This is a genomic window from Acinetobacter brisouii (genome assembly GCF_008993995.1).
GTDB classification, from domain to species: Bacteria; Pseudomonadota; Gammaproteobacteria; order Pseudomonadales; family Moraxellaceae; genus Acinetobacter; species Acinetobacter brisouii_A.
The window spans coordinates 1-23,196 of record NZ_BKNN01000014.1 but is presented as its reverse complement, the minus strand read 5'-3'; the positions used below and the strand labels follow the sequence as shown (position 1 = coordinate 23,196).

The 23,196-nt window shown below is 40.1% G+C and carries 30 protein-coding genes and 2 pseudogenes; 19 read left to right on the top strand and 13 right to left on the bottom strand.

Features of this window, described 5'->3' with window-relative positions:
* Window positions 1-43: 43 nt before the first annotated feature.
* Entirely contained in the window at window positions 44-1,258 is a 1,215-nt protein-coding gene (locus GBN19_RS05595; RefSeq protein WP_151777460.1) for an aspartate aminotransferase family protein, read from the bottom strand.
* A 163-nt stretch (window positions 1,259-1,421) separates the two neighbouring features.
* Between GBN19_RS05595 and grxD the strand changes: the two genes are divergently transcribed.
* The 4 genes from grxD to GBN19_RS05575 all read left to right on the top strand — a co-directional run bounded on the left by grxD (window position 1,422) and on the right by GBN19_RS05575 (window position 3,807).
* On the top strand, window positions 1,422-1,763 hold the full coding sequence (grxD, locus tag GBN19_RS05590; protein ID WP_005176812.1) for a Grx4 family monothiol glutaredoxin: 342 nt from the start codon (window positions 1,422-1,424) through the stop codon (window positions 1,761-1,763).
* Between the two features lie 151 nt (window positions 1,764-1,914).
* Window positions 1,915-2,697, top strand: coding sequence for a Rossmann-like and DUF2520 domain-containing protein (locus GBN19_RS05585; RefSeq protein WP_151777459.1), 783 nt, complete (start codon window positions 1,915-1,917; stop codon window positions 2,695-2,697).
* 55 nt (window positions 2,698-2,752) lie between these two features.
* Entirely contained in the window at window positions 2,753-3,454 is a 702-nt protein-coding gene (locus GBN19_RS05580) for a class I SAM-dependent methyltransferase (RefSeq protein ID WP_228271216.1), read from the top strand.
* Between the two features lie 5 nt (window positions 3,455-3,459).
* A complete protein-coding gene (locus GBN19_RS05575) occupies window positions 3,460-3,807 on the top strand; it encodes a hypothetical protein (protein ID WP_151709823.1) in 348 nt (115 codons plus the stop codon).
* Window positions 3,808-3,850: 43 nt separating this feature from the next.
* Here GBN19_RS05575 and trmB read toward each other — a convergent pair whose 3' ends face one another.
* On the bottom strand, window positions 3,851-4,567 hold the full coding sequence (gene trmB, locus GBN19_RS05570) for a tRNA (guanosine(46)-N7)-methyltransferase TrmB (RefSeq protein WP_151709822.1): 717 nt from the start codon (window positions 4,565-4,567) through the stop codon (window positions 3,851-3,853).
* Between the two features lie 223 nt (window positions 4,568-4,790).
* Here trmB and GBN19_RS05565 point away from each other — a divergent pair, with 223 nt between their 5' ends.
* Window positions 4,791-5,402, top strand: a complete 612-nt coding sequence (locus GBN19_RS05565) for a glutathione binding-like protein (RefSeq protein ID WP_151709821.1) — start codon at window positions 4,791-4,793, stop codon at window positions 5,400-5,402.
* 62 nt (window positions 5,403-5,464) lie between these two features.
* Window positions 5,465-5,655: pseudogene (locus tag GBN19_RS05560) on the top strand (IS4 family transposase); the annotation flags it as partial.
* Window positions 5,656-5,693: 38 nt separating this feature from the next.
* On the opposite strand, the gene GBN19_RS05555 reads toward GBN19_RS05560, so the two are convergent.
* From GBN19_RS05555 to GBN19_RS05545, 3 genes are all read right to left on the bottom strand, one after another.
* Window positions 5,694-6,110, bottom strand: a complete 417-nt coding sequence (locus GBN19_RS05555) for an HIT family protein (protein ID WP_151777458.1) — start codon at window positions 6,108-6,110, stop codon at window positions 5,694-5,696.
* A gap of 25 nt (window positions 6,111-6,135) precedes the next feature.
* The gene (locus tag GBN19_RS05550; RefSeq protein ID WP_151777457.1) at window positions 6,136-6,402 is read right to left on the bottom strand and encodes a YARHG domain-containing protein; all 267 of its coding nucleotides are present in this window, start codon (window positions 6,400-6,402) and stop codon (window positions 6,136-6,138) included.
* Between the two features lie 79 nt (window positions 6,403-6,481).
* Window positions 6,482-7,357, bottom strand: a complete 876-nt coding sequence (locus GBN19_RS05545) for an NAD(P)-dependent oxidoreductase (protein ID WP_151777456.1) — start codon at window positions 7,355-7,357, stop codon at window positions 6,482-6,484.
* Window positions 7,358-7,690: 333 nt separating this feature from the next.
* Here GBN19_RS05545 and GBN19_RS05540 point away from each other — a divergent pair, with 333 nt between their 5' ends.
* From GBN19_RS05540 to trpB, 9 genes are all read left to right on the top strand, one after another.
* Entirely contained in the window at window positions 7,691-8,878 is a 1,188-nt protein-coding gene (locus GBN19_RS05540) for an O-succinylhomoserine sulfhydrylase (protein ID WP_151777455.1), read from the top strand.
* A gap of 15 nt (window positions 8,879-8,893) precedes the next feature.
* Window positions 8,894-9,223 carry a YbaB/EbfC family nucleoid-associated protein gene (locus GBN19_RS05535; RefSeq protein WP_151709560.1) on the top strand — a complete coding sequence of 110 codons (330 nt, stop codon included), beginning with the start codon at window positions 8,894-8,896 and terminating at the stop codon, window positions 9,221-9,223.
* A 12-nt stretch (window positions 9,224-9,235) separates the two neighbouring features.
* Window positions 9,236-9,832 carry a recombination mediator RecR gene (gene recR / locus GBN19_RS05530; protein ID WP_151777454.1) on the top strand — a complete coding sequence of 199 codons (597 nt, stop codon included), beginning with the start codon at window positions 9,236-9,238 and terminating at the stop codon, window positions 9,830-9,832.
* A 263-nt stretch (window positions 9,833-10,095) separates the two neighbouring features.
* Window positions 10,096-11,238, top strand: a complete 1,143-nt coding sequence (locus tag GBN19_RS05525) for a ribonuclease D (protein ID WP_151777453.1) — start codon at window positions 10,096-10,098, stop codon at window positions 11,236-11,238.
* Between the two features lie 113 nt (window positions 11,239-11,351).
* Complete coding sequence (locus GBN19_RS05520) at window positions 11,352-11,651, top strand: YcgL domain-containing protein (protein WP_151709569.1); 300 nt, start codon at window positions 11,352-11,354, stop codon at window positions 11,649-11,651.
* A 2-nt stretch (window positions 11,652-11,653) separates the two neighbouring features.
* Window positions 11,654-12,040 carry a hypothetical protein gene (locus tag GBN19_RS05515; RefSeq protein WP_151777452.1) on the top strand — a complete coding sequence of 129 codons (387 nt, stop codon included), beginning with the start codon at window positions 11,654-11,656 and terminating at the stop codon, window positions 12,038-12,040.
* A gap of 17 nt (window positions 12,041-12,057) precedes the next feature.
* On the top strand, window positions 12,058-12,900 hold the full coding sequence (locus GBN19_RS05510; protein WP_151777451.1) for an AAA family ATPase: 843 nt from the start codon (window positions 12,058-12,060) through the stop codon (window positions 12,898-12,900).
* Window positions 12,901-12,912: 12 nt separating this feature from the next.
* Window positions 12,913-14,100 (top strand): vWA domain-containing protein, encoded by a 1,188-nt coding sequence (locus GBN19_RS05505; RefSeq protein ID WP_151777450.1) that lies wholly within the window; start codon window positions 12,913-12,915, stop codon window positions 14,098-14,100.
* A 22-nt stretch (window positions 14,101-14,122) separates the two neighbouring features.
* Window positions 14,123-15,325: a tryptophan synthase subunit beta gene (gene trpB, locus GBN19_RS05500; protein ID WP_375707855.1), complete on the top strand. Its 1,203-nt coding sequence runs from the start codon at window positions 14,123-14,125 to the stop codon at window positions 15,323-15,325.
* 149 nt (window positions 15,326-15,474) lie between these two features.
* On the opposite strand, the pseudogene GBN19_RS05495 reads toward trpB, so the two are convergent.
* The 3 genes and pseudogenes from GBN19_RS05495 to GBN19_RS05485 all read right to left on the bottom strand — a co-directional run.
* Window positions 15,475-15,897 (bottom strand): annotated as a pseudogene (locus tag GBN19_RS05495) (CBS domain-containing protein); the annotation flags it as partial.
* Between the two features lie 102 nt (window positions 15,898-15,999).
* Window positions 16,000-16,431 (bottom strand): CBS domain-containing protein, encoded by a 432-nt coding sequence (locus tag GBN19_RS05490; RefSeq protein WP_151777448.1) that lies wholly within the window; start codon window positions 16,429-16,431, stop codon window positions 16,000-16,002.
* A 158-nt stretch (window positions 16,432-16,589) separates the two neighbouring features.
* Complete coding sequence (locus tag GBN19_RS05485) at window positions 16,590-16,823, bottom strand: hypothetical protein (protein ID WP_151709552.1); 234 nt, start codon at window positions 16,821-16,823, stop codon at window positions 16,590-16,592.
* A 216-nt stretch (window positions 16,824-17,039) separates the two neighbouring features.
* On the opposite strand from GBN19_RS05485, the gene GBN19_RS05480 reads away from it, so the two are divergent.
* The 4 genes from GBN19_RS05480 (at window position 17,040) to GBN19_RS05465 (ending at window position 19,773) form a co-directional block, all read left to right on the top strand.
* Complete coding sequence (locus tag GBN19_RS05480) at window positions 17,040-17,402, top strand: hypothetical protein (protein WP_151709551.1); 363 nt, start codon at window positions 17,040-17,042, stop codon at window positions 17,400-17,402.
* 92 nt (window positions 17,403-17,494) lie between these two features.
* A complete protein-coding gene (locus tag GBN19_RS05475; RefSeq protein ID WP_151709550.1) occupies window positions 17,495-17,830 on the top strand; it encodes a hypothetical protein in 336 nt (111 codons plus the stop codon).
* A gap of 77 nt (window positions 17,831-17,907) precedes the next feature.
* Window positions 17,908-19,020: a signal recognition particle-docking protein FtsY gene (gene ftsY, locus GBN19_RS05470; protein ID WP_151709549.1), complete on the top strand. Its 1,113-nt coding sequence runs from the start codon at window positions 17,908-17,910 to the stop codon at window positions 19,018-19,020.
* Between the two features lie 159 nt (window positions 19,021-19,179).
* Window positions 19,180-19,773: a nitroreductase family protein gene (locus GBN19_RS05465; protein ID WP_151777447.1), complete on the top strand. Its 594-nt coding sequence runs from the start codon at window positions 19,180-19,182 to the stop codon at window positions 19,771-19,773.
* A gap of 57 nt (window positions 19,774-19,830) precedes the next feature.
* On the opposite strand, the gene GBN19_RS05460 is transcribed toward GBN19_RS05465, so the two are convergent.
* The 5 genes from GBN19_RS05460 to cydP are packed head-to-tail and all read right to left on the bottom strand — an operon-like array spanning window position 19,831 to window position 23,167.
* On the bottom strand, window positions 19,831-20,124 hold the full coding sequence (locus tag GBN19_RS05460) for a cyd operon YbgE family protein (protein WP_151709547.1): 294 nt from the start codon (window positions 20,122-20,124) through the stop codon (window positions 19,831-19,833).
* Between the two features lie 4 nt (window positions 20,125-20,128).
* Entirely contained in the window at window positions 20,129-20,230 is a 102-nt protein-coding gene (gene cydX, locus GBN19_RS05455; RefSeq protein WP_151709546.1) for a cytochrome bd-I oxidase subunit CydX, read from the bottom strand.
* Between the two features lie 14 nt (window positions 20,231-20,244).
* Entirely contained in the window at window positions 20,245-21,390 is a 1,146-nt protein-coding gene (gene cydB, locus GBN19_RS05450) for a cytochrome d ubiquinol oxidase subunit II (RefSeq protein WP_151777446.1), read from the bottom strand.
* Complete coding sequence (locus tag GBN19_RS05445) at window positions 21,387-22,976, bottom strand: cytochrome ubiquinol oxidase subunit I (RefSeq protein WP_151709567.1); 1,590 nt, start codon at window positions 22,974-22,976, stop codon at window positions 21,387-21,389. Before GBN19_RS05445 ends, cydB begins: the two co-directional genes overlap by 4 nt.
* Window positions 22,976-23,167, bottom strand: a complete 192-nt coding sequence (cydP, locus tag GBN19_RS05440; protein WP_151709544.1) for a cytochrome oxidase putative small subunit CydP — start codon at window positions 23,165-23,167, stop codon at window positions 22,976-22,978. The genes GBN19_RS05445 and cydP overlap by 1 nt, the downstream gene beginning before the upstream one ends.
* Window positions 23,168-23,196: the final 29 nt, after the last annotated feature.

Below are 23,196 nucleotides of genomic sequence, written 5' to 3'. Positions count from 1 at the left end.
AAAAAGCGATTTCAATAGATCGCTTTTTTATGCCTGAAAAAACTTAGTTTTTCAAAAAGTCTTGAATGAGGGGAATAAGGCGTTGAATTAAATCATCTGCTTGTTCTTGGGTCATATTAAGTGCAGGCAGTAAACGAACTACATGGCCCGCAGTGACATTTAGGATTAACTGTTTTTGTTCGCGTGCGATATTGACCAATTCACCACATGCTTTAGGTAATTCAATCCCAATCATCATGCCAAAACCACGCACAGTGACATTCAACTCACTCAATTGGCTGCGAAGTTGATCGACGATGTACTGACCAATTTTACCTGCATTTTCAACAATGTTTTCTTTTTGAATGGTATCAATCACTGTATAAACAACACGTGAACCCAGTGCTGTACCACCATAAGTTGAACCGTGGTTACCTGCTTGCAATACACCAACAGCACGCCCTTGTGTCATCACTGCGCCAATTGGGAAACCATTACCCAAACCTTTTGCAGTTGTTAACACATCAGGAATAATATTGGTATGTTGGTACGCGAAGAATTTACCAGTACGACCGTTACCTGTTTGCACTTCATCTAGCATCATCAACCATTGGTGTTGGTTACAAAGCTGACGGATTTCTTCAAGGTAGCTAAAGCCTTGAGGTGCAGTATTTACACCACCTTCACCTTGGATTGGCTCAACCAGTACCGCCACGATGTCTGGATGAATCAGTGCGAGCTCTTCGATGGCTTCGATATCGCCAAAAGGCACACGTAAGAAACCTTCAACGAGTGGTGCAAAACCATCTTGAACTTTGGCATTGCCTGTTGCAGACAGTGTCGCTAGTGTACGACCGTGGAAAGAGTGTTCAGCAACAATGATTTTAGGCATTTTAACGCCTTGCTGATGTCCATATTTACGGGCAATTTTGATTGCGCCTTCGTTAGACTCAGCACCACTGTTTGAGAAGAAAATTTCTTCCATACCTGAAACTTCTGCCAACTTCTGAGCAGCAGCCGTTTGCCAAGGAATTTCAAACAGATTGCTGGTGTGAATCAGCGTTTGGGCTTGTTCTGCAATCGCTTGTGCAATCACTGGGTGTGCATGACCTAAGCCGCAAACAGCAATACCCGTCAATGCATCGAGGTAAGCTGTACCATCTTCAGTATATAAATACGAACCTTGTCCTCGGACGAAACTGATCGGTTGGCGACCATAAGTTGCCATAAGATGAGAAGGCTGATCAGTTTGTACCGGAGCAAGGGTAATATTACTCATGATAATCTCGTATTGGTTCTTAGGATAAAAAGAGGGTTTATATAAGCAAAATCTGCAACGGTTGAAAAGTCATAATAAGAGAAAAACAGAAAAATTCTCGACATCGCCACCTTATGACGAAGTTTTAGGTATAATACCGCCTAGAATAGTTGAGGATTTATCTATGACTGAACAAGCACGCGATACAGAAGCGTTAATTCGTGATCAAATTGCTAAACATGCTGTACTTCTATACATGAAAGGCACACCACAATTTCCACAATGTGGTTTTTCTGCACGTGCAGTAGAAGCTCTCAGTCAAATTGGTCGTCCATTTGCTTATGTTAATATTTTGGAAAACCAAGATATTCGCGCGACTTTACCAAAAATTGCCAACTGGCCAACGTTCCCACAACTTTGGATTAATGGTGAATTAATCGGTGGTAGCGACATCATGCTAGATATGTTCCAAAAAGGTGAATTGCAACCTTTAGTTGAACAATACAGCCCAGCACCAGAAGCTTAATCTGTTGCCGATGTGAGAAGCGCCGTAAATGGCGCTTTTTTATTGTGAAAAAATTGATTTCATTCATAATTTTTTTATTTTTTCTTTAAAAATAACAGCAATAGAGATGAATGATGAAAGAAGTCTACACCGTATTATTTTGAGAATGTATATGAAAATAAGTTTTATCGGTTCTGGTCGAGTCGCAACACATTTGGCAACTGCTTTACATCAGTTGGGGCACCAGATTCAGCACATTTATAGCCCGAATTTAACCCATGCTCAGCAGCTTGCGACTCAAGTTAAAGCACATGCTGTCAGTGATTTATTGCAGATAGAGATTGAAATTGATTTGCTGATTATTGCGGTTAAAGATCAGGCGATTGCACAAGTGGCGGAGCAACTACCTGAGCAGCTTGCCAATGTATTGCTTGTACATACTTCTGGCAGTACAGATCTCAATGTCTTACAGAAATTTCATGAGCGTTGTGGCGTATTGTATCCATTACAGACATTTAGTTTTGAAAAATCAGTGGATTGGTCACAAGTTCCATTGCTGATTGAAACGCATCAATCTCAGGACTTGTATAGCCTACAAGATTTGGCTCAACAATTAAGCCAGCGAGTATATGTTTATTCGTCTGCTCAGCGTTTGAGTTTACATTTGGCAGCGGTATTTGCCTGTAATTTTAGCAATTATTGTTATGACATGGCGAAACAGGTGGTGGATGGTGCATCGGTTGATTTTAGTTTGCTATATCCACTGATTTTGGAAACTGCACAAAAGGCAACACTATTTAACCCCAAAGATGTACAAACAGGGCCAGCACTACGTCAAGATCAACAAATTTTACAAATGCACCAAGAATTATTACAAAAACAGCAACACGGTGATTTGGTAGAAATTTATCAAAAAATGAGCAATGCGATACAGCATCGACACCATAAAATCTAAATATCGTAGTTTTGCAGGCGCTAGAGTCTGCTTCAAAATTACTTTAGCATTGAGAATGAGAATTAAAATAACAGAGGTAAAAGTGGTAAAAAATTTCCATGATCCACAGGTTGTGGCAAGTTATGATCAGCATATTGTGAAATTAATTCCAGGTTATACCCTGATCCATGCTCAGATAGCAGCAATTTTGCAACATTACTTGCCTGAAAATGCCCGTGTTCTGATCATTGGATGTGGTACTGGTTATGAACTTTGTTATTTAACACAGCAACATCCGACATGGAGTTTTACCGCTCTCGATTTGTCTAAAACGATGCTCGAGGCGGCACAAAAGCATCTGTCAAAAAACAATCAAATTGAATGGATACAAGGAGATATACATGAATTGAGTTCACGGCAACCGTATGATGCCGTGCTCAGTATTTTAGTTACACATTTTATTGCAACCTCAGAAAAATTGGATTTTTTCCAGTCGATTGCTCAACATTTAACTGCAACAGGTGTATTCATCAACGTTGATATTACGCAGCCTGAGCACATAGATGATTTGGCAATTTTACAATCAGTGTGTCAGTACACGGGTTTAACTGCTGCGCAAAGTCAAATCATGTGTCAGCGTTTACAACAAGATTTTTATTTGGTAAATCCACAACAAAATATTGCATGGTTACAGCAAGCAGGTTTTGCACAGGTAAAAAGCTTCTGGCAGATGTTGCAGTATCAAGGATTGATGGCATTTCCAAATCAGATAGGGTAAAGCATATGTTTAAGTTTTTACAGCGCCGTAAACACCGAAAATATATTGAAAATTTATTTTCAACGGAAAATTTCCCTGTTGCAGTAACGTGGGGAAGTCGAGGAAGCCCATATTTGTGGGAGGCGATGAAGCAGGAGTTTTTAAAGTATCCACTCACCCAGTCACCACTCGAGTTTGAGCGAAAATTAGCAGAAGTTTTTTATCGTTTAACCTTACATCGTTTAACAGATAATGCTTTGTTTTATTGTGAAGCCTTTGCACATGGCGGCATGTCAAGTGGGATGATTTCAACTGAACACTGGCGTATGCAGCTTATTGAAGTATTAAAAGGGCGTTTTTCAAGATTAAGTTAAGCGGCATATTGTCAGTGTGACAGCATGCCGCTATTTTATTGGCTTATTTGATTTTTTTGAAAATAAAATCATTAATTTTGTGGCCAGATTCTAAACCACGGCGTTCGAATTTCGTCAAAGGACGCCATTCTGGTCGAGGATAGCTGTTACCTTTTCCTGCCAAGTTTTCTAAGTTTTCACGCTGATCCAAAACATCTAACATCCACTCAGCATAGGGTTCCCAGTCAGTTGCTGCATGGAATGTACCACCAAGCTCAAGTTTCTGTTCAACCAGTGCCATACGTTCATCAACCACGAAACGGCGTTTGAAGTGGCGTTTTTTCTGCCACGGGTCTGGAAAATACAGTTGTACGCAGTTAATACTCGCATCTGGCATTTCACGTAACACCTGAATCGCATCTGCATCCAAGACTTTTAAGTTGTCTAAACCTACCTCGCCCGCTTCATAAACACACTGTGCAATACCTGGAATATGCACTTCGATACCGACATAGTTGCGTTCAGGGTTGGCTTGTGCCATCAGCACTAAAGAACGTCCCATACCAAAGCCAATTTCAACAGTTAGCGGACGTTCAGGATGAGCAAAATATTGGCGTAAATCACCGACTGGATATTCCAAAATAAAGTCACGATGTTGTTCCAGCGCGGTACGTTGTGACGTATTTAGCGGAGATGAGCGGCGCATAAATGTCACAATTTCACGGTGCTCGTGCAAATTGTCTAAGTCAACAATTTGTGGTTCAAGTTGATCGTTGCTCATAAGCTTGGAATTCGGTTTGCTAAAAAAGCGATATTTTAAATCGCGATTTAAGCAAGTCAAATAAATCTCTACAGAATTCGGCAAGAAATCATCAATTACTGATAGAACGCTTCAGTTGCGGTTTACAGTTGATGTACTTTTCAGGGCTTGCAACTTGTTGAACAGCGTTTTAAAACAGAAGGGTAATTTTAAAATAACTTAAAACAAGGACTCAAGATTATTTATGAAGCTGTATTATTCCCCCGGTGCATGTTCACTTGCAGCCCACATTATTTTAAATGAAATAAATGTTGATTTTGATCTCGAAAAAGTCAATTTAAAAACCCATACCACCGCAAAAGGTGCAGATTATTATCAAATCAATCCGAAAGGTTACGTTCCTGCATTGGAAATCAATCCTGGCTTGATTTTGACTGAGAATGTGGCAATTTTACCTTTTTTGGCGCAGCATGATCCGCATCAGGATTTGATCCCACCATCGGGTTTGGGGCGAGCTAAAGTTTTGGAATGGCTGGGCTATCTGAACTCTGAGCTACACGATGCTTATGCGGTGTTTTTTGGCAAGCCATTGACTGAAGATGAAAAAACCAAAGCATATCAAGAGATAGATCGTTTATTAACCTACATTGATCAAACAATTGCAAACTCAGAAACGGAGTACTTGGTGGGCGATAACTTTGGCCCAGCCGATGCTTATTTATTTGTGATTACCAATTGGTCAGCAGTCATTCAGCATGATCTAGGTGACTATAAACATATTATTGCACTACGTAATAAAGTAGCTGAACGCCAATCTGTTCAAATTGCAATGCGAGATGAAGGTTTAATTTCCTGATGGGCAATTGATAAAAAAGGATTCTTTGGAATCCTTTTTTATTGGGTCACTTTGATGAGTTTAATAATTTTTACTTGGCAGCATCTACCATTGCAGTAATTTATAAAGATCGTTGGAAAGTTGAACTATTTTTCAAAGCTTACTTCGGATTATTCAGGTGAATCTATTTGAAAGAAAGCTTTTGAGATTATTGTGTATGACGAATAAAAATCGGCAAAAACAAGAAGAGCCTCAGTTGAGGCTCTTCTTATGATATGTGTGGGTCAGCAGTGGAGCAATTGCTCCTTTGCTCTATACAAGTGCGGCTTTAATCTTTTCTGCTAAACCTTTGATTTTCTCTTGATCCCCTATTTCGGCTGCATGGCGACCCAGTTTATGTACTGAACTTGGAATCAAATGAAAGTGAATATGCGGTACAGTTTGACCTGCGGCTTCACCTGAAAGTTGCATAAGGACAATGCCTTGAGCATCAAGTGCTTTTTCAATAGCACGTGCAACTTTTTGTACGATCTGAATGGTATAGGCTGCATCTTCAGCAGTTAAGTCCAGTAAAGTCACCGCTTGTGCTTTTGGAATGACTAAAGTATGACCATCGGCTTGAGGCATAATGTCCATAAATGCAAGTACGCGTTCATCTTCATAGACTTTAATGGCTGGGATTTCACTGCGTAAAATTTTTGCAAAAATATTTTGGTCATTGTATGCCATAACGGATTTCCTTGATTGGCTGAATTTATTTACAGCTTAATTCTTTCTGACGAGCTTTGATTTGGTCAAGTTTTTGTTGCTCTTTTTCAGAAAATTTTGGTTTAGTGGTATGACAGTTGTCATTGCCATACTGCGCTTTGGCTTCAGGGTCACTAAAACAATAGCCTTTAGATGCATAAATTAAATTATAGTCATCTTTAAGTTTTTGACATTCTTGCTCAGAGGCAGCGAGCGCATTGATGCTGATCAATCCTGCAAACCCTGCAATCAGCGCAACTGAAAACTTCTTCATGAGCGATTCCTTATTTGTAACGATATGTGTGGATACACATTATATGGATACAGTCGCGTTGAATTGCAATGTCTAAAGATTACTTAATTGTAATCTTGCTCCATGATTCATACATTTTTGCGACAGTTGAAAAGTCGCTGTCAGCATCAACAAGGGCATTTGCAGCCTGAATCAGATTTTGAGAGAGACCAATGACAGGTGCTGCAAGTTTTGCTTCACGTACAAGGTCTAGCGCAATACCAGTATCTTTTGCCAGTAAAGGTAAAGCAAAGGTCAGTGGGAAACTGCGGTTAAAAATCCGATTTGGTAAAATGCTGCTAGTCACGGTACTTTGACCACTTGAGGCATTAATACATTCAAAGGCTTCTGTAAGATTGACACCGTGAGCTTTCAGCGTTGTTGCACCTTCACAAGCTGCGCATAGATGTACCGCCATTAACATATTGTTGACCGCTTTAACTGCAAAGCCAGCACCAGATTCTCCAACGTGCTTAATCAATTTTCCTACAGCTTGCATAGCAGGTAAGGCACGTTCAAATGCTGCCGTATCGCCACCCACCATTACGGTTAAAGTGGCATTTTCAGCACCAATGGTTTGTCCACTGACAGGTGCATCTAAATAATCCACACCTTGTGCTTTTAAGCGTTCAGCCAGTTTTTGTGCGCTAGCGGGAACGCCACTCGTGCAGTCCACCCAGATTGCACCTGATTTGATGGTTACAGTTGCAATCAGATCTTCAACATCTTGGCTGGTTGGTAAACAAGAAAAAATGATGTCTGCTTGTACAGCCTGTTCTAAAGAAACGGCTTGTGTTGCATATTCTTGGGCATGTTGTTTGGCTTTTTCTTCTGTACGATTCCAAACGAAAACCTGCTCAAAGTGTTTCGGTAAATGTGCTGCCATACGGTAGCCCATAGCACCTAAACCAAGAAATGCAACAGAGGAGATGGTCATAATAAATCCTTGATAATATGGATGGGAGCTTTAAAGCAAGCACTATGCCAATATTAGTTGACTTTAAAATAGAGATTGACCTGTATTGGTATAACGAATTTTTGTCTGATCGGCAATGTAAACAAAGGCTATACTTTTGAACAAGTGATGGAATTCTATTCAAAGGCTGAGCATCGAGGTTGAATTATCATACCTGCCGACTTAACAATAGCTCAAAAAATGCATACAAATCGCCCTAACATGAAATATTTTACCTTGACCGACTGGCTATAAGACGCTCAAAATGTTGGCAGTTTTGATTCAATGCATAGCGTTATATAAGAGTAGAACTCAATGAGCCAGCACGACGATACCCAATACCAACTTGATACTTTAGCCATTCGTACAGGTCACACACGCAGTTTTGAAGGTGAACACAGTGAACCGATTTTTCTGACTTCATCTTTTGTATATGCCAATGCTGCTGAAGCTGCTGCAAAATTTTCTGGAAAAGAGCCAGGTAATATCTACTCACGTTTTACTAATCCAACAGTTGCCATGTTTGAAAAACGTTTGGCAGCTTTAGATGGTGCAGAACGTGCAGTCGCAACAGGTTCAGGTATGGGAGCAATCTTGGCGATTGCGATGGCGTACTTAAAAGCAGGCGATCATGTCATTTGCTCGCGTGCTGTATTTGGTTCTACCGTCAGCTTGTTTGAAAAATATATTGGTAAATTTGGCGTTGCTGTCGATTTTGTGGATTTGACCAATTTGCAAGCATGGCAAGATGCGATTCGTCCAGAAACTAAATTATTCTTTGTTGAATCTCCATCAAATCCGTTGGCTGAAATTGCAGATATTCAGGTATTGTCTGATTTGGCACATGCACATGGTGCTTTGTTAGCCATTGATAACAGCTTCTGTACACCAGCATTGCAACAGCCAATTAAATTTGGTGCTGACCTTGTGATTTACTCGGCAACCAAATATATCGATGGTCAGGGACGTGCCTTAGGTGGTGCTGTAGTCGGTAGCCATCAATTGCTTGAAGAAGTTTTTGGTGTGGTGCGTACACTTGGTCCATCAATGAGCCCATTCAACGCTTGGGTGTTCTTAAAAGGTCTAGAAACTTTACGTTTGCGTATGAAAGCTCACTGTGAAGGTGCGCAAAAATTGGCGGAATGGCTGAATCAGCATGACAAAGTTGAAAAAGTTTACTACGCGGGTTTACCTGAACATGTCGGACATGAGTTGGCTGCCAAACAGCAATCAGGTTTTGGTGGTATTGTGTCATTTGAAGTGAAAGGTGGTCGTGAGGCTGCGTGGAAAGTGATTGATAGCACGCAATTCATTTCAATTACAGGTAACCTAGGTGATGCAAAATCAACCATTACCCATCCAGCAACCACTACACATGGTAAATTGTCCGATGCAGCGAAAGCAGCAGCAGGCATTCGTGAAGGTCTAATTCGTGTATCGGTTGGTTTGGAAGATATTCATGATATTATTGCCGACCTTTCTCGTGGTCTTGATCTGATTTAATTTGGGAGTCAACAGATGAATATTAATATGCTGATGCAGCAAGCCCAGCGCATGCAAAAAGATATGGAAAGCAATATTAAAAAAGCCAAAGAAGAGCTAGCGCAAACTGAAGTGCATGCTGAAGCGGGTGGTGGTCTTGTGAAAGTGACCATGACTTGCCGTCATGTGGTTAAACGTATTGAAATCAATCCAGAGTTGTTACAAGACGATGCGGATATGATTGAAGACTTGATTGCAGCAGCAATGAACGATGCAGCACGTCAAGCAGAAGCAATTTCAGAAGACAAAATGAAAGCTGCAAATGCAGGTACAGGCTTGCCACCAGGCTTATCTGGTTTGTTCTAAGGTCATTATTCGGTGTTTAGTCCTCGTTTTGAACAACTTGTTCAGGCATTACGCACCTTGCCAAGCGTTGGGCCGAAGTCGGCTCAGCGCATGGCGTTGCATCTTGTCATGAAAAACCGTGAAGGTGCGTTTCAACTTGCCCATGCCTTGCATGAAGCAGCGACCCACATTCAAAGTTGTCGGGTCTGTCACTCATTAAGTGAAGATGAAGTCTGTGAAATTTGTACTTCGCCACGCCGTGATGACAGCGTACTTTGTGTGGTGGAATCTCCTGCTGATGTAATGGCGATTGAACAAAGCGCGGGTTTTCAAGGTAAATACTATGTTTTAGGTGGGCATTTATCACCACTTGATGGCATTGGGCCTGAGGAAATTGGCATTCCAGCTTTGATAGAACGGCTAAAACAAGGGCAAGTCCAAGAAGTCATTCTAGCGACCAATGCAACCATTGAAGGTCAGGCAACCGCCCATTATATTTTGGAAGCGAGCAAAAATTTAACTGTAAAAATGACCCGAATTGCCCAAGGTGTGCCACAAGGCGGTGAATTGGAATATGTCGATAGTCATACTCTCAGCCAAGCGCTCCATCATCGCATGCAGTTGAAATAATCTGAATGACCATTCAAGCATATGGGTTCTGAGTGGTTTTTTTATGTGTAAGTTTAATTTTAACGATCTGAAATAAATAAAAAATATAAAAATTCAAGAAAATCCCTTTCTTTGTACAGTTAAACATATAACAATACCTATCAAGTTTTTAAATTGTTGACAATTATCGCAATCGACAGATTTCTTGTTCATCGGGTAAGATAACTGAAAATTAGTGTTAATTTTCTCCCCTTTAGGTTGCGTATAGAGCATTTTGCAAGAATATGTATCATTTTATTCAGGATCAACCAGAACTTGACATGGTCTTGGCTGCCATGGACAACAGTGCCGTTTATGCACTCGATAGTGAATTTATCAAGGTTGATACGTTGTGGCCAAAACTTGGCGTTTTTCAAATTAATGTTTCAGAGCAAACCTATTTGCTCGATGGCGTAAATTTAGATTTAGACCCATTTTGGAAAAAACTTGCCACTGCTCAGCAAAATATCTTTCATGCTTGCGGTGAGGATATTGATTTAATTTATCATTATGCTCAGACTCGCCAACTCAATAATGTTTTTGATACTCAAATTGCCATGTCTTTTTTAGGGCATGGTCTGCAAGTTAGCTATCAAAATAGCTTAAAGCAGATTATGGATATTGAGATTGAAAAAGATCAAACTCGTTCGGATTGGTTGGCTCGACCTTTATCTGACAAACAATTGTGCTATGCAGCAAACGATGTGATTTATTTAAATCAATTGGCTGACAAGCTAAAGCAACAGCTTCAAGCAAAAGGATTGCTCGCATTTGTGCTTGAAGATTGTCAACATCTCACCGAAGAGATTGCACAGCAAACCCCGACAGAACTTTTATATATGGATGTCGGTAATTATCGACATTCACGTCGTCAATTGATGCAGTTACAGCAACTCAGTATTTGGCGGGAACAGTTTGCAAAAAGTCTCAATATTCCACGAAGCTTTTTGCTGAAAAATGCAACGATGATTGACTTGGTTGAGAAAAATCCACGTAATCATTTTCAGCTCTCTAACATTAAAAATATTCGCCCGAATGTCATTCGTGAATATGGCAAGCTGATTTTAGATTTGTTGAAGTATTTGCCCGAAAAAGAATTTTGGCCTGCTTGTATCCCTCGCCCTGTTAAACATGTATCAAAAGATGTTGCCGAACAAGTGGATTTGATTATTGATCGTGTTGTTGCTGAAACAGGTATTCCACATGCGGTGTTAATGCGTAAAAAATGGTTGAATGAAATTTATCAATATAGTGTTTTACCGAAAAAAAATTATAAATTATCAAATTATTTAATGGGTTGGCGTTATGAAATACTCACGCAGCCATTGCTTGAGATTTTGCAGCAAGATCAGGAAAATCTTGCAGAACAGATGAAAGTTCGCCAATAATCTGTAATTCCTATACAATATTTCCTGACTCATACGTCAATGATGTTTGATGTGTATGGTCAGGATTTTTTTATATTATTATTTTTGTATGATAAGAGTGCTGGGTTATGGTTGTGCATTGTGATATTTATCGCTCAAGCAAGAAAGATGAAATGTATTTGTATGTTGCGCGTCAAAACGCAGAACAAGCGCATGAAGATCCCTTCGCTGATGTGCCAGAAATGTTGCGTACAGCATTTGGACGTGCCACATTTGTCATGCATTTAGAGCTGAGTGAAACGCGTAAGTTGGCACGTGCCAATGTCTTACATGTGATGGATTCGCTACAGACGAAAGGTTTCTTTATTCAAGTTCCGCCTGAAGGTCTGATTAATCCAAATGCAGTTGCACCTGAAGGTTTGCGAGGAGCTTAAGCATGGACAATCTATTGCATCAACTGACAGCATTACTCGATGTAGTTCCTGAAAATATAATTGCAGTGAGTGTTTATGTGGTGGGTGCAATTTTAGTTCTGCTGTGTTGGTATTCAATGACCAAGCCTTATCCACAATTCTGTGCAATTTCAACATGGATTGCATTTGCCTTTTTGGTGACGCCTAATATTTCCGATGGTAATAATGCAGCAATTGCTCCCGCTGTCTTTGGGTTGTTATTTGGCATATTGACGCATGAGCATAATCTGATTTGGGTAAATTTGGCTAACATCTTATTTGTTATTGGTTTAGGTGGCGTTGTTGGCTTTTTCTGGTTGAAGTTCTTACAACATAAGCCAAAGCCAGCTAAAAAAACCACTCCTCTTTAACATTACAGGGATTGTTTATGGTGGACAAAGCAGCAGTAAAGTTTCAAGGCACATCGCAATATATTGCAACTGAAGGACTTAAACTGGCAGTCAATGCTGCGTGCACTTTAGAAAAACCATTACTTGTCAAAGGCGAACCAGGTACAGGCAAAACCTTGCTTGCAGAACAAGTGGCTGCAAGTATGGGCTTAAAGCTGATCACTTGGCATATTAAGTCGACCACCAAAGCGCAACAGGGCTTATATGAATACGATGCGGTGTCGCGTTTGCGAGATAGCCAGTTAGGTGATGGTCGTGTCTATGATATTCAAAACTATATTAAGCCAGGAAAGTTGTGGGAAGCGTTTACCAGCCCTGAGCGCTGTGTTTTATTGATTGATGAGATCGACAAAGCAGACATCGAGTTTCCAAATGACTTGCTGCATGAATTAGACAAAATGTCATTTTATGTCTATGAAACCAATCAAACCATTCATGCGAAACAGCGTCCAATCGTCATTATTACCTCAAATAATGAAAAAGAACTACCGAATGCCTTTTTGCGTCGTTGTTTTTTTCATTACATTGACTTTCCTGATGTTGAAACCATGCGACAAATTGTCGATGTGCATTTCCCACAAATTTCTCAGCAGGTTCTCAGCCAAGCATTGGACGTTTTCTATCAACTTCGAGAAATTCCAAATCTTAAAAAAGCACCTTCAACATCTGAACTGATTGATTGGTTGGCGCTGATTTTGGCTGAAGACTTACCCGAAATTCACCTTGAGTCTAATCAATTGCCTCCTTTGTACGGGGCACTTCTTAAAAATGAACAGGACGTGCAGCTTTTACAACGTCTTGCTTTAATGACACGACGTTAAAAGAGTAAAGTCATGTTTGTGCGTCTATTTTATACTTTAAGAAAATATGGCGTTCCAGTGACGACTCAAGAGCTACTTGATTTAAACCGAGCTATTGAGCAGCAACTGGTCTTTGCAGATGCTGAACAATTTTATCTGCTGGTTCGTATGCTCATGGTGAAAGATGAACGTTACTTTGATAAATTTGATCTGGCATTTAAAGCTTATTTGGATGTAGTAGAACCCCTTTCCCAAGAAGATATTCTAAATAAATTACAGCAGCTTCCGAAAGAGTGGTTTGATTTAGAGTTGCTTGAAAAAAATTTGACTGAGCAACAACGCGCCGAGTTGCAACAAGCCCATTCACTTGCGGTGTTATTACAACAGCTCGAACAACGTCTGAAAGAACAGCATAAGAAGCATCAGGGCGGCAATAAAATGATTGGCACGGGCGGTACATCACCTTTTGGTGCATATGGCGATCATCCCGCAGGCATTCGGATTGGTGGGCCAAGTCGTAAGCGTGCTGCGGTGAAAGTCTGGGAGCAACGTCAATATAAAAACCTTGATGATGAACAGCATTTGACTTCACGACAAATGCAATTGGCGCTGCGCTATTTACGTCGTTTTGCGCGACAAGGTATTGCCCAAGAACTGGATATTCATGCCACCATTCAAGCAACTGCTAAACAGGGCATGCTGGATGTTCAGCTTGTTCCTGAACGCCGTAATGGGGTTAAAGTCCTGATGTTGTTTGATGTTGGTGGTTCTATGGATGGTTATATTCAACAATGTGAAGCCTTGTTTAGTGCTGCAAAAACAGAATTTAAGCATCTTGACTATTTTTACTTTCATAACTGCATTTATGACCATGTTTGGAAAGATAATCAGCGCCGTCGTGCTAGCCAAATCTCGACATGGGATTTGCTGCACAAATACAGCGCAGACTATCGGGTAATTTTGGTTGGCGATGCAAGTATGGCACCCTACGAGCTGCAAAGTATTGGTGGCTCTGTGGAATATATGAATGATGAAACAGGTCTGGTCTGGTTGCAGCGCATTCGGCAACATTTTCAAAAAACAGCATGGCTTAATCCAGAAGATCAACGATACTGGGCGTACACCAAGACCATCGGCTTAATTCAACAGACATTTGAACAACATATGTATCCCATGACTTTAAAAGGCATTGAGGATATGACCAAATACTTATCACGCTAACAATAAATGAAGAGGTAATATCATGCAGCAATTACAGGGCTTTGCCTTACCCACACAAGATGGTTTTTTTGGGCAATATGGTGGACAGTTTATTCCACCGCATTTAAAAGCTGCGATGGATGACATTAATAGCGCATACGAAAAAATTCGACATACGCCTGAATTTCAACAAGAACTGAATGATTTATTTCAGCATTATGTGGGGCGTCCGAGCCCGTTATTTTATGCGAAACGTTTGTCTGAACAGTTGGGCGGCGCACAGATTTATTTAAAACGTGAAGACCTCAATCATACAGGCGCTCATAAAATCAATCACTGTTTAGGTGAAGCTCTACTTGCAAAATACATGGGCAAAACCAAAGTGATTGCTGAAACAGGTGCAGGGCAGCATGGTGTTGCATTGGCGACAGCCTGTGCGTTGGTCGGTATTCCTTGTGAAATTCACATGGGACAAGTCGATATTGAAAAAGAACATCCGAATGTCGTGAAAATGAAAATTTTGGGTGCAAAACTCGTTGCGGTGACTCAAGGAACAGCAACCTTAAAAGATGCTGTGGACAGTGCCTTTGAAGAATATTTAAAAGACCCTGAAAACTATATTTATGCAATTGGTTCGGTGGTTGGACCGCATCCATTTCCAAAAATGGTACGGGATTTCCAAGCGATTATTGGCGATGAAATTAAAGTTCAAAGTCAGGCACAGTTTCAGCAGTTTCCAGATTATGTGGTCGCTTGTGTTGGCGGTGGTTCAAATGCAATTGGTGCATTTACAGCCTTTTTGAACGAAGAGGATGTCAAACTGATTGGTGTTGAGCCGGCGGGTTATGGTTTGGACACGACTCAACATTCAGCAACATTAACTTTGGGTAAACCCAGCCAAATTCATGGTATGGCATGCTATGTTTTAGAAGATGAACAGGGACAACCTTTGCCTGTGCATTCGATTGCTTCGGGATTAGATTACCCAGGGGTAGGGCCACAGCACAGTTTCTTAAAAGATTTGGGACGAGTGGAATATACCACAGCAACAGATCAGGAATGTCTGGATGCTTTTATGACACTATCTCGTGTAGAAGGGATTGTTCCTGCACTAGAAAGTTCACATGCTGTTGCATGGGCATTGCGAGAAGCGCCACATTTATCAAAAGACACAAAAATAGTGGTTAACTTGTCGGGTCGTGGCGATAAAGATGCAGACTATGTTGCACAGAAACTGGGACTGTAAATAGATAGAAAGTTATAAGCAATAAAAAAAAGAGCGATGTAAACATCGCTCTTTTATGTGGATCTTTTTTAGGACTCGTAAGACTGGAGTTGCTGAATCAGTTTTTGTTGATCTTGGATTGTGGCATCAGCAAGAGCACCATATTGATCGATATAGTATTCTAATTGCTGAATGAACGCATTTTGATCTTCCATCACTGCTTTGATTAAATCTCCTACAGCAACCATGCCTACCAGTCGTTCTTGCTCAAGAACAGGCAAGTGGCGTAAATGGTGATCAGTCATCAGTTTTAGACTATCTTTCACACTATGTTCAAGCGCAACTGTCAAAACATTGGCTGTCATAAGCTGCTGGACTTGAACTTCTTCTGTGAGAAATTGATGTTTCAGCATTTTGCGCGCGCAATCTCGCTCTGACAAAATTCTAACCACGCGTGTTTCTTCAGTGACAATCAAAGCCCCAATATTTTTGTTTGCTATTAAAGAAATCGCTTCAGTTACTGAAGCGGAAGGTGAAATCGTGTGTACAGATGGATCAAGTTTTTTTTCAATTACATATTTAATATTTGTCATGATTTACCTAGATTTTTCGTTGTTCTAGTGCATGATTAAAATGAAATAATTCCCCTGAATTTTCAACAGATTTAATTCTTGAATATGTAAAAAACATTACATCTAATGTGAAATATAATGCTGTAGCTGCGCAATCAATTCATGCTGATCGTCGATGACGGCTTTAACCAAATCTCCAACAGCGACCATACCAACTAAGCGTTCGTCTTCTAATACTGGCAAGTGGCGTAAATGACGATCTGTCATGAGCTTTAAGCATTCTTCAACGCTGTTATGTAAGCGCACACTGATGACCGCAGAGGTCATCAGTTCACAGACTTGTGTATTATCTGCGGGTAAATCTCGCATAATAATTTTTCGTGCGCAGTCTCGTTCCGATAAAATTCCGACGACTTGTTGTCCTTCAGTAACAATTAAAGCACCGATATCTTTAGTTGCCATAAGTACAACAGCTTCAGTAATGGAAGCATCAGGAGCGATGGTATATATAGATTGGTCAAATTTTTGTTGAATCACATGGGCTACATTGGTCATATTGATATTATCCTCCACTGCTTTTTTTCTAGTTGTAGACTTAAGATGGAATAAATCAAGAGATTTTGCAAGACATCAGAAATGAAGAAATGTATATAAAAATTTACGCACAAGTCATAAAAAAAGGAATTAAAAAACGCCACCTAGGTGACGTTGTTTTATGCTTTCATGGTTGCCAGTTTCTGCCAGTATTGTGCTTTTAAGCTGTCCCGTTCTACACGGAATCCTTGGGTATATAGTTCAGCCAAGAATAATGCAGCTTTACCGTGACCTGCATGTGCAACATTTTCTAAGTCTTTCACAGCATCACAAAAAATCATTTGTGATTGGATTGTGTTGACAGCATTTGCGTACACATGCTCTAAGTCTTGTTGAGAAAATTGTTGAATCATATATAGCTCCTTATTTTAATTATGATTACGACCGACTTATACAAAAGTCTAAAGTTAAATTAACATGTTTAGATTTAACTAATATTACAATTCACATATTAAGTCAATCTAACTATGGGGTCAAACTCTATATTTTCAAGTTTACATGATTAAACATTCAGCAGAAATAATTTTTATTAATATGGAAATATAAAACTATAACAAGGAGCGTGAACCATGACGGCAACAACAATAGACGGTTTAGAATTTGATGTACCTTTAGACCATACACAAATAAAAGCACTTGCCCAATTGCATCGTCAGCAGTTAGGCGAGGCAATTTATCATGAAGATCAACATATTGGCGAATTAGGAATCGCTCATCGATCTAGAATCTCCAATTTCACTCGGCAACTTGGCTTAGAGCAGCGTGCCGAATTTTATAAAATTTATAATCGCGAATTACGTCGTTTGGCGGTAGAAGATCCATTACATCCACCACATGCAGAAGAAGGCGTGAATGTGTTTTTGCTGGTCGTAATTTTGGTGATTATTGCTGTTATTTTATATTTTGCATTTGTTCGGCATGTAACAGGCTAGCTTGATTCGGTTTAGTTATTGTTTCGTATCAACTTTAACTATTGTACTTCGGGCATGATCAACTTACACTAGACAGTCGATAGAGGTTGGTCATGCTTAAATCTATAGACATTCTTGCCACATTTAGAAACAAAATTTCCTTTCAGTATTTCTCTCATTTTTTAATCAGTTCAATTGTTTTGTTTGTAATTGGCTTTGTGTATTTGCTGTGTATCTGTCCAATACAAGTTAAGCAATATAATGCAATCTTGCAATTAGCGCATTCTGCACAGTACCCAAAAACACAACAGTTAGCCAATCAGGTTTTACAGCAGTCAGATTTAAAACAATGGCAATATTTTCATGTCATACGTGCTTACCAGTATGAACAGTTTATGATGACTCAATATCCAGCCTTAGATCTAGATGATACACCGCAGAGATTTTAGCCAGCGCTGATCGGCAGAATATCGAAAACTTGTGGTAAACTTGCCCTTTTTAATGCAATGTTTTTCAAGGGATCAGCATGCAACAACAAACACATGGGCAAAACAAATTTTTGATAGATGCAGAGATTGGTGATGATGATGTCACTTTGCCAAGTTTACCTGCTGTTGATGTCCCAATTGTAGAGAAAAAAGCTGAACCAGTTGTTGATGTACAGCCACAAGCGACTGCGCAAGTTTCTGAAATAGCAGAAGACGAGAAACCAAAAACGGGTTTCTTTGGTCGAATGAAAGAAGGTTTGACTAAAACCCGTAAGAACTTTACCGATGGTATGGTCAATATTCTGATTGGCGGTAAAGAAATTGATGATGAGCTGTTAGAAGAAGTTGAAGAACAACTGCTTATTGCAGATATTGGTGTTGAGGCAACAAAAACCATTATTACCAATTTGACTGAACGTACAGCTCGTGGTGATTTGATTTATTCTCATTCGCTATATAAGGCATTGCAAGAAGAATTGGTTGCATTACTTGCACCGCGTGTTAAACCATTACATATCGACAGCAACAAGAACCCATATGTGATCTTGATGGTGGGTGTCAACGGTGTTGGTAAAACTACAACAATTGGCAAGTTAGCAAAACGTTTACAAGGCGAAGGTAAAAAAGTCATGTTAGCTGCGGGTGATACATTCCGTGCAGCAGCGACTGAACAATTACAAATTTGGGGTGAGCGGAACAATATTGCTGTAGTTGCTCAGGGGCATGGGGCAGACAGTGCTTCTGTAATCTTTGATGCATTTGAAAGCGCACGTGCTAAAGGCGTAGATGTACTGATTGCCGATACTGCTGGTCGTTTGCATAACAAAAGCAACTTAATGGAAGAGTTGAAGAAAGTTAAACGTGTTATGCAAAAAATTGATGCAACTGCACCGCATGAAATTATGCTGGTGGTCGATGCGGGTACAGGACAAAATGCAATTAATCAAGTCCAAGAGTTTGATCATGCAGTTGGCTTAACAGGCATTACGATTACTAAATTGGATGGCACAGCAAAAGGTGGTGTACTCTTTAATATCGCAAGCCGTACACATGTTCCAATCCGATTTATTGGTGTCGGTGAAAAAATTGATGATTTGCGTCCTTTTTCTGCAAAAGCATTTGTTGCTGCATTATTTGAAACGGACAAATAAACTCAAATTTTATAAATGGATAGTATCTTGTAATGCTATCCATTTTTATTCTAAAAATAGAACACAGTGTTTAGATAATCCTGCTTTTATCAGGCATATAAAACATTAGAATTATAGCTATTCAGTATTCCTAAAATTGTAACAATAAGGAGTTGCAACATGTCTTTTATCGATCAAATTGAAAAACGCCGTACCATTTATGCTATTGGTAATAACGTGACTGTACCGAATGCTGAGCTTGAAGCGTTAATTAAAAAAACGATCCGTTTAAGCCCATCATCATTTAATTCTCAATCCTCACGTGCGGTTATTTTGTTTGATGCATCACATGTTAAGTTTTGGGAAATTGTGCGTGAAACTTTACGTAAAATTGTGCCAGAAGCAGCATTTGAAGCGACTAGCAATAAAATTAATAGTTTTGCTGCGGGCAAAGGCACAGTATTGTTCTATGAAGATCAAGATGTAATTAAAGATTTACAAGAAAAATTCGCAGCTTATGCGGATAACTTCCCTGTATGGTCTGAACATTCTTCTGCAATCGCTCAATTTGCAGTATGGACAGCGTTGTCTGAACAAGGTGTTGGTGCATCGTTACAGCACTATAACCCAATTGTTGATGCTGAAACGGCTGAAACTTTTGCAGTACCAGCAAGTTGGAAATTACGTGCCCAATTGGTATTTGGTTCAATTGAAGCACCTGCTGGCGAAAAAACCTTTATGGATGATGAAGTACGTTTCAAAACTTTTAACTAACTGAAGCATCATGCAATAAAAAACCAGCTTATGCTGGTTTTTTATTTGGAAATTTTTTTAGCCTAGCCAGAGATAATAACCGACAGCCATGAGTGGCCATGCCACTATCGGGTTAAATAACCATTTCCATAGCCAAAACTGAGGAACAAATCCTACACCATAGATGAATCCACCTGAAATACCGAGCATGACGAGCATTAGAACACTATGGTTATAATGCCCATTTGCATCAAGCATTAGCGATGGATAAATGAGTAGAATAGCAGCCAAAGGCAATGCCAGCATGAAAGAAACAATCATCATGAGAATCTGTGCTGTGCCTTTTGTAGGTGCGGTCATTGCTTCAGCCATGTTCTTATTCCTCGTCTAAGTCTTGATGATGTTCAGTGTAAAGAGCACTGAGTACACTCGCAAAACAAGCCATTAAAATTCCGAGAATCCACGCAAAATACCACATATCCGATTCTCCTATTAGTACAAACTATGTGAATGAGTTTCAATATGTTTATTGGTAATAACGCCCCACATTTTGTAGTAACACCATGTGGTGTATAGCAAAATAATTGGAACGAAGATACATGCTGCAACGGTCATTACCATTAAGGTGCGGTGACTTGAAGTTGCATCCCACATGGTTAAGCTTGATGTTGGATCAATACTTGATGGAAGTAAGAATGGGAATAGCGCAAAACCAGAGGTTAAGATCGCACCAACAATACTTAAACTTGTACCTGTAAAACTTAAACCTGCTTTACCTGAACCACCACCAACAATAGTCAGTAAGCCACCTAAAATTGCAATGACTGGAGCAGCCATCGTGATTGGATAAGTTGAATAGTTATTCATCCAACCTGGGTTTGCATTGGTCACGACATGTTTAGTTAATGGGTTAATTGCAGCATCTGTATTGAGTGCTGTTGCTAGGCTATAACCTGGCATTTGACCGAAGTATAACCACGCACCTGTAACCAAGAAGCAGACCAAGAACACAATACCCATAATTTGAGTTGTTTTGGAAGAGCGTTGACGTAAGACACCATCTGTACGCAACATTAACCAAGCACCACCATGTGCAGATAGCATTGATAAACTCACAACACCACAGACTAAAGCAAATGGGTTGAGCAGGGCAAAGAAGCTACCTGTGTATTCTGAACGTAGTGTGTCATCAAAGTGGAACGGTACGCCTTGGAATAAGTTACCAAATGCAACACCAAATACGAGTGCTGGAACTGCACCACCCACACATAAACCCCAGTCCCATGATGTACGCCATTTGGTATTTTCTAGTTTTGAACGATAGTCAAAACCAACAGGACGTAGGAACAAGGCAAATAACACCAGTAAAAGTGCCCAGTACATACCTGAGAACGCAACCGCATAAACCATTGGCCAAGCTGCAAATAATGCACCGCCTGCAGTAATAAACCAAACTTGGTTACCATCCCAGTGTGGTGCAATCGTATTGATTGCAGCACGACGTTCATTATCGGTTTTACCTACGAAAGGCATGATTGCCATGGAACCCATGTCAAAGCCATCGGTTAGAGCAAAGCCAATTAATAAGACACCGACAAGAACCCACCAAATGATTTTGAGTAATTCATATTCAATCATGATTGAGCCTCCCCAACAGCAGATTGGTGATGTGTGTCTGATTTTTCAAAATGATATTTGCCAGTATGCAATGAGCTTGGGCCAAGGCGAGCAAATTTGATCATCAAGTACATTTCGATAATGAGCAGAACAGTGTAGAAGGCAACGAGTGCAAAAATAGAGCCTGCAAGATCACCTGTACTTAAGCTAGATGCTGAAAGGTGTGTTGGTAATACTTCACCGATAGTCCAAGGCTGACGACCACCTTCGGCCACATACCAACCCGTTTGTGTTGCAATCCACGGTAATGGTAATGCATAGAGTGCAAATTTAAGTAACCACGGTTTTTGTTCAAAGTTACGGCGGGCAACAGACCATGCAGCAAGAAGGAACAACAACAGCATGAGTACGCCAGAAGCCACCATCGCACGGAAAGTGAAGAATAATGCTTTTACGTTAGGAATACTGTCTTTAGCCGCAGACTTGATTTGCTCATCAGTTGCATCAGTGACATTTGGTGTATATTTTTTAAGAAGTAAGCCATAGCCTAAGTCTTTTTGAGTTGCTTTAAATGCTGTGAGCAATTCAGGAGTGCGGTTGCCTTCACGAAGTTGCTCGAGTTGACCATAAGCCACCATACCATTACGGATACGATTTTCATGTTCAGTCATTAAGTCTTGAATACCAGTCACTTGACCCGTAGTAGAACGAGTTGCAATTAAGCCCAAGACATATGGAATTTTAATGGCATAGTCGGTACGCATTTCTTGTTGGTTTGGAATACCAAACAAGGTAAAACTTGCAGGGGCAGGTTCAGTGTGCCATTCCGCTTCAATGGCAGCGAGTTTGGTTTTTTGAACATCACCAATTTCATAACCTGATTCATCACCGAGTAAGATCACGCAGAATGTTGAAGCAAGTCCAAAAATGGCAGCGATTGCAAACGAGCGACGTGCAAATGCTAAATCACGTTTTTTGAGCAGGTAATAGCTTGAAATTGCGAGAACAAAAATAGAACCAGTCACATAACCAGAAGAAACGGTATGAACAAATTTTACTTGGGCAACAGGGTTAAACAGCAATGCACCAAAATCGGTCAATTCCATACGCATCGTTTCAAAATTGAATGCTGCACCCACAGGGTTTTGCATCCAACCATTTGCGATCAAGATCCAAAGTGCTGATAAGTTAGAGCCAAGAGCAACCAACCAAGTGACGCCCAAATGTTGAACGCGAGAAAGACGTTCCCATCCAAAGAAGAATAAACCAATAAATGTAGATTCAAGGAAGAATGCCATTAAGCCTTCAATCGCTAAAGGTGCACCAAAAATATCACCCACATAGTGTGAGTAATACGCCCAGTTTGTACCAAACTGGAACTCCATGGTTAAGCCTGTGGTCACACCTAATGCAAAGTTAATACCGAAAAGCTTGCCCCAAAATTTGGTCATGTCTTTATAAATTTCTTTGCCAGAAACAACATAGGTTGTTTCCATGATGGCAAGCAGAAATGACATACCTAAAGTCAATGGAACAAATAAAAAGTGATATAACGCGGTCATTGCAAACTGCAACCGCGAAAGATCGACCACGCTTTCAGAAATCATCAACGTGTCTCCTTAATTTGGGATGAACTGCCAGCGATACGCTCGGCAACTTGATTGTCAAAGTTTTTGGGAATGGTTGGGGAATCAAACCAAATATTTTTGATTAACATGAGAAGAGTGATTTTAATTACCAAAATGATGATAATTTCTTTCACTAATCTTTTATCGAATTTGTTCGTCTCTAAGCTCATATTAATAAGCCTATCGCAAGATCTATAAG

Bases quoted from the DNA above. Each gene is read 5' to 3' on its own strand.
- GBN19_RS05525 (WP_151777453.1), top strand. From the start codon at position 10,096: ATGTATCATTTTATTCAGGATCAACCAGAACTTGACATGGTCTTGGCT.
- GBN19_RS05535 (WP_151709560.1), top strand. From the start codon at position 8,894: ATGAATATTAATATGCTGATGCAGCAAGCCCAGCGCATGCAAAAAGAT.
- GBN19_RS05485 (WP_151709552.1), bottom strand. From the start codon at position 16,823: ATGATTCAACAATTTTCTCAACAAGACTTAGAGCATGTGTACGCAAAT.
- GBN19_RS05475 (WP_151709550.1), top strand. From the start codon at position 17,495: ATGCTTAAATCTATAGACATTCTTGCCACATTTAGAAACAAAATTTCC.
- GBN19_RS05540 (WP_151777455.1), top strand. From the start codon at position 7,691: ATGAGCCAGCACGACGATACCCAATACCAACTTGATACTTTAGCCATT.
- GBN19_RS05445 (WP_151709567.1), bottom strand. From the start codon at position 22,976: ATGATTTCTGAAAGCGTGGTCGATCTTTCGCGGTTGCAGTTTGCAATG.
- GBN19_RS05480 (WP_151709551.1), top strand. From the start codon at position 17,040: ATGACGGCAACAACAATAGACGGTTTAGAATTTGATGTACCTTTAGAC.
- GBN19_RS05465 (WP_151777447.1), top strand. From the start codon at position 19,180: ATGTCTTTTATCGATCAAATTGAAAAACGCCGTACCATTTATGCTATT.
- GBN19_RS05565 (WP_151709821.1), top strand. From the start codon at position 4,791: ATGAAGCTGTATTATTCCCCCGGTGCATGTTCACTTGCAGCCCACATT.
- GBN19_RS05555 (WP_151777458.1), bottom strand. From the start codon at position 6,110: ATGGCATACAATGACCAAAATATTTTTGCAAAAATTTTACGCAGTGAA.
- GBN19_RS05595 (WP_151777460.1), bottom strand. From the start codon at position 1,258: ATGAGTAATATTACCCTTGCTCCGGTACAAACTGATCAGCCTTCTCAT.
- GBN19_RS05545 (WP_151777456.1), bottom strand. From the start codon at position 7,357: ATGACCATCTCCTCTGTTGCATTTCTTGGTTTAGGTGCTATGGGCTAC.
- cydP (WP_151709544.1), bottom strand. From the start codon at position 23,167: ATGAGCTTAGAGACGAACAAATTCGATAAAAGATTAGTGAAAGAAATT.
- GBN19_RS05575 (WP_151709823.1), top strand. From the start codon at position 3,460: ATGTTTAAGTTTTTACAGCGCCGTAAACACCGAAAATATATTGAAAAT.
- cydX (WP_151709546.1), bottom strand. From the start codon at position 20,230: ATGTGGTATTTTGCGTGGATTCTCGGAATTTTAATGGCTTGTTTTGCG.
- ftsY (WP_151709549.1), top strand. From the start codon at position 17,908: ATGCAACAACAAACACATGGGCAAAACAAATTTTTGATAGATGCAGAG.
- GBN19_RS05505 (WP_151777450.1), top strand. From the start codon at position 12,913: ATGTTTGTGCGTCTATTTTATACTTTAAGAAAATATGGCGTTCCAGTG.
- trpB (WP_375707855.1), top strand. From the start codon at position 14,123: ATGCAGCAATTACAGGGCTTTGCCTTACCCACACAAGATGGTTTTTTT.
- GBN19_RS05585 (WP_151777459.1), top strand. From the start codon at position 1,915: ATGAAAATAAGTTTTATCGGTTCTGGTCGAGTCGCAACACATTTGGCA.
- cydB (WP_151777446.1), bottom strand. From the start codon at position 21,390: ATGATTGAATATGAATTACTCAAAATCATTTGGTGGGTTCTTGTCGGT.
- grxD (WP_005176812.1), top strand. From the start codon at position 1,422: ATGACTGAACAAGCACGCGATACAGAAGCGTTAATTCGTGATCAAATT.
- GBN19_RS05460 (WP_151709547.1), bottom strand. From the start codon at position 20,124: ATGGCTGAAGCAATGACCGCACCTACAAAAGGCACAGCACAGATTCTC.
- GBN19_RS05580 (WP_228271216.1), top strand. From the start codon at position 2,753: ATGAGAATTAAAATAACAGAGGTAAAAGTGGTAAAAAATTTCCATGAT.
- GBN19_RS05515 (WP_151777452.1), top strand. From the start codon at position 11,654: ATGGACAATCTATTGCATCAACTGACAGCATTACTCGATGTAGTTCCT.
- GBN19_RS05550 (WP_151777457.1), bottom strand. From the start codon at position 6,402: ATGAAGAAGTTTTCAGTTGCGCTGATTGCAGGGTTTGCAGGATTGATC.
- GBN19_RS05510 (WP_151777451.1), top strand. From the start codon at position 12,058: ATGGTGGACAAAGCAGCAGTAAAGTTTCAAGGCACATCGCAATATATT.
- trmB (WP_151709822.1), bottom strand. From the start codon at position 4,567: ATGAGCAACGATCAACTTGAACCACAAATTGTTGACTTAGACAATTTG.
- GBN19_RS05490 (WP_151777448.1), bottom strand. From the start codon at position 16,431: ATGACCAATGTAGCCCATGTGATTCAACAAAAATTTGACCAATCTATA.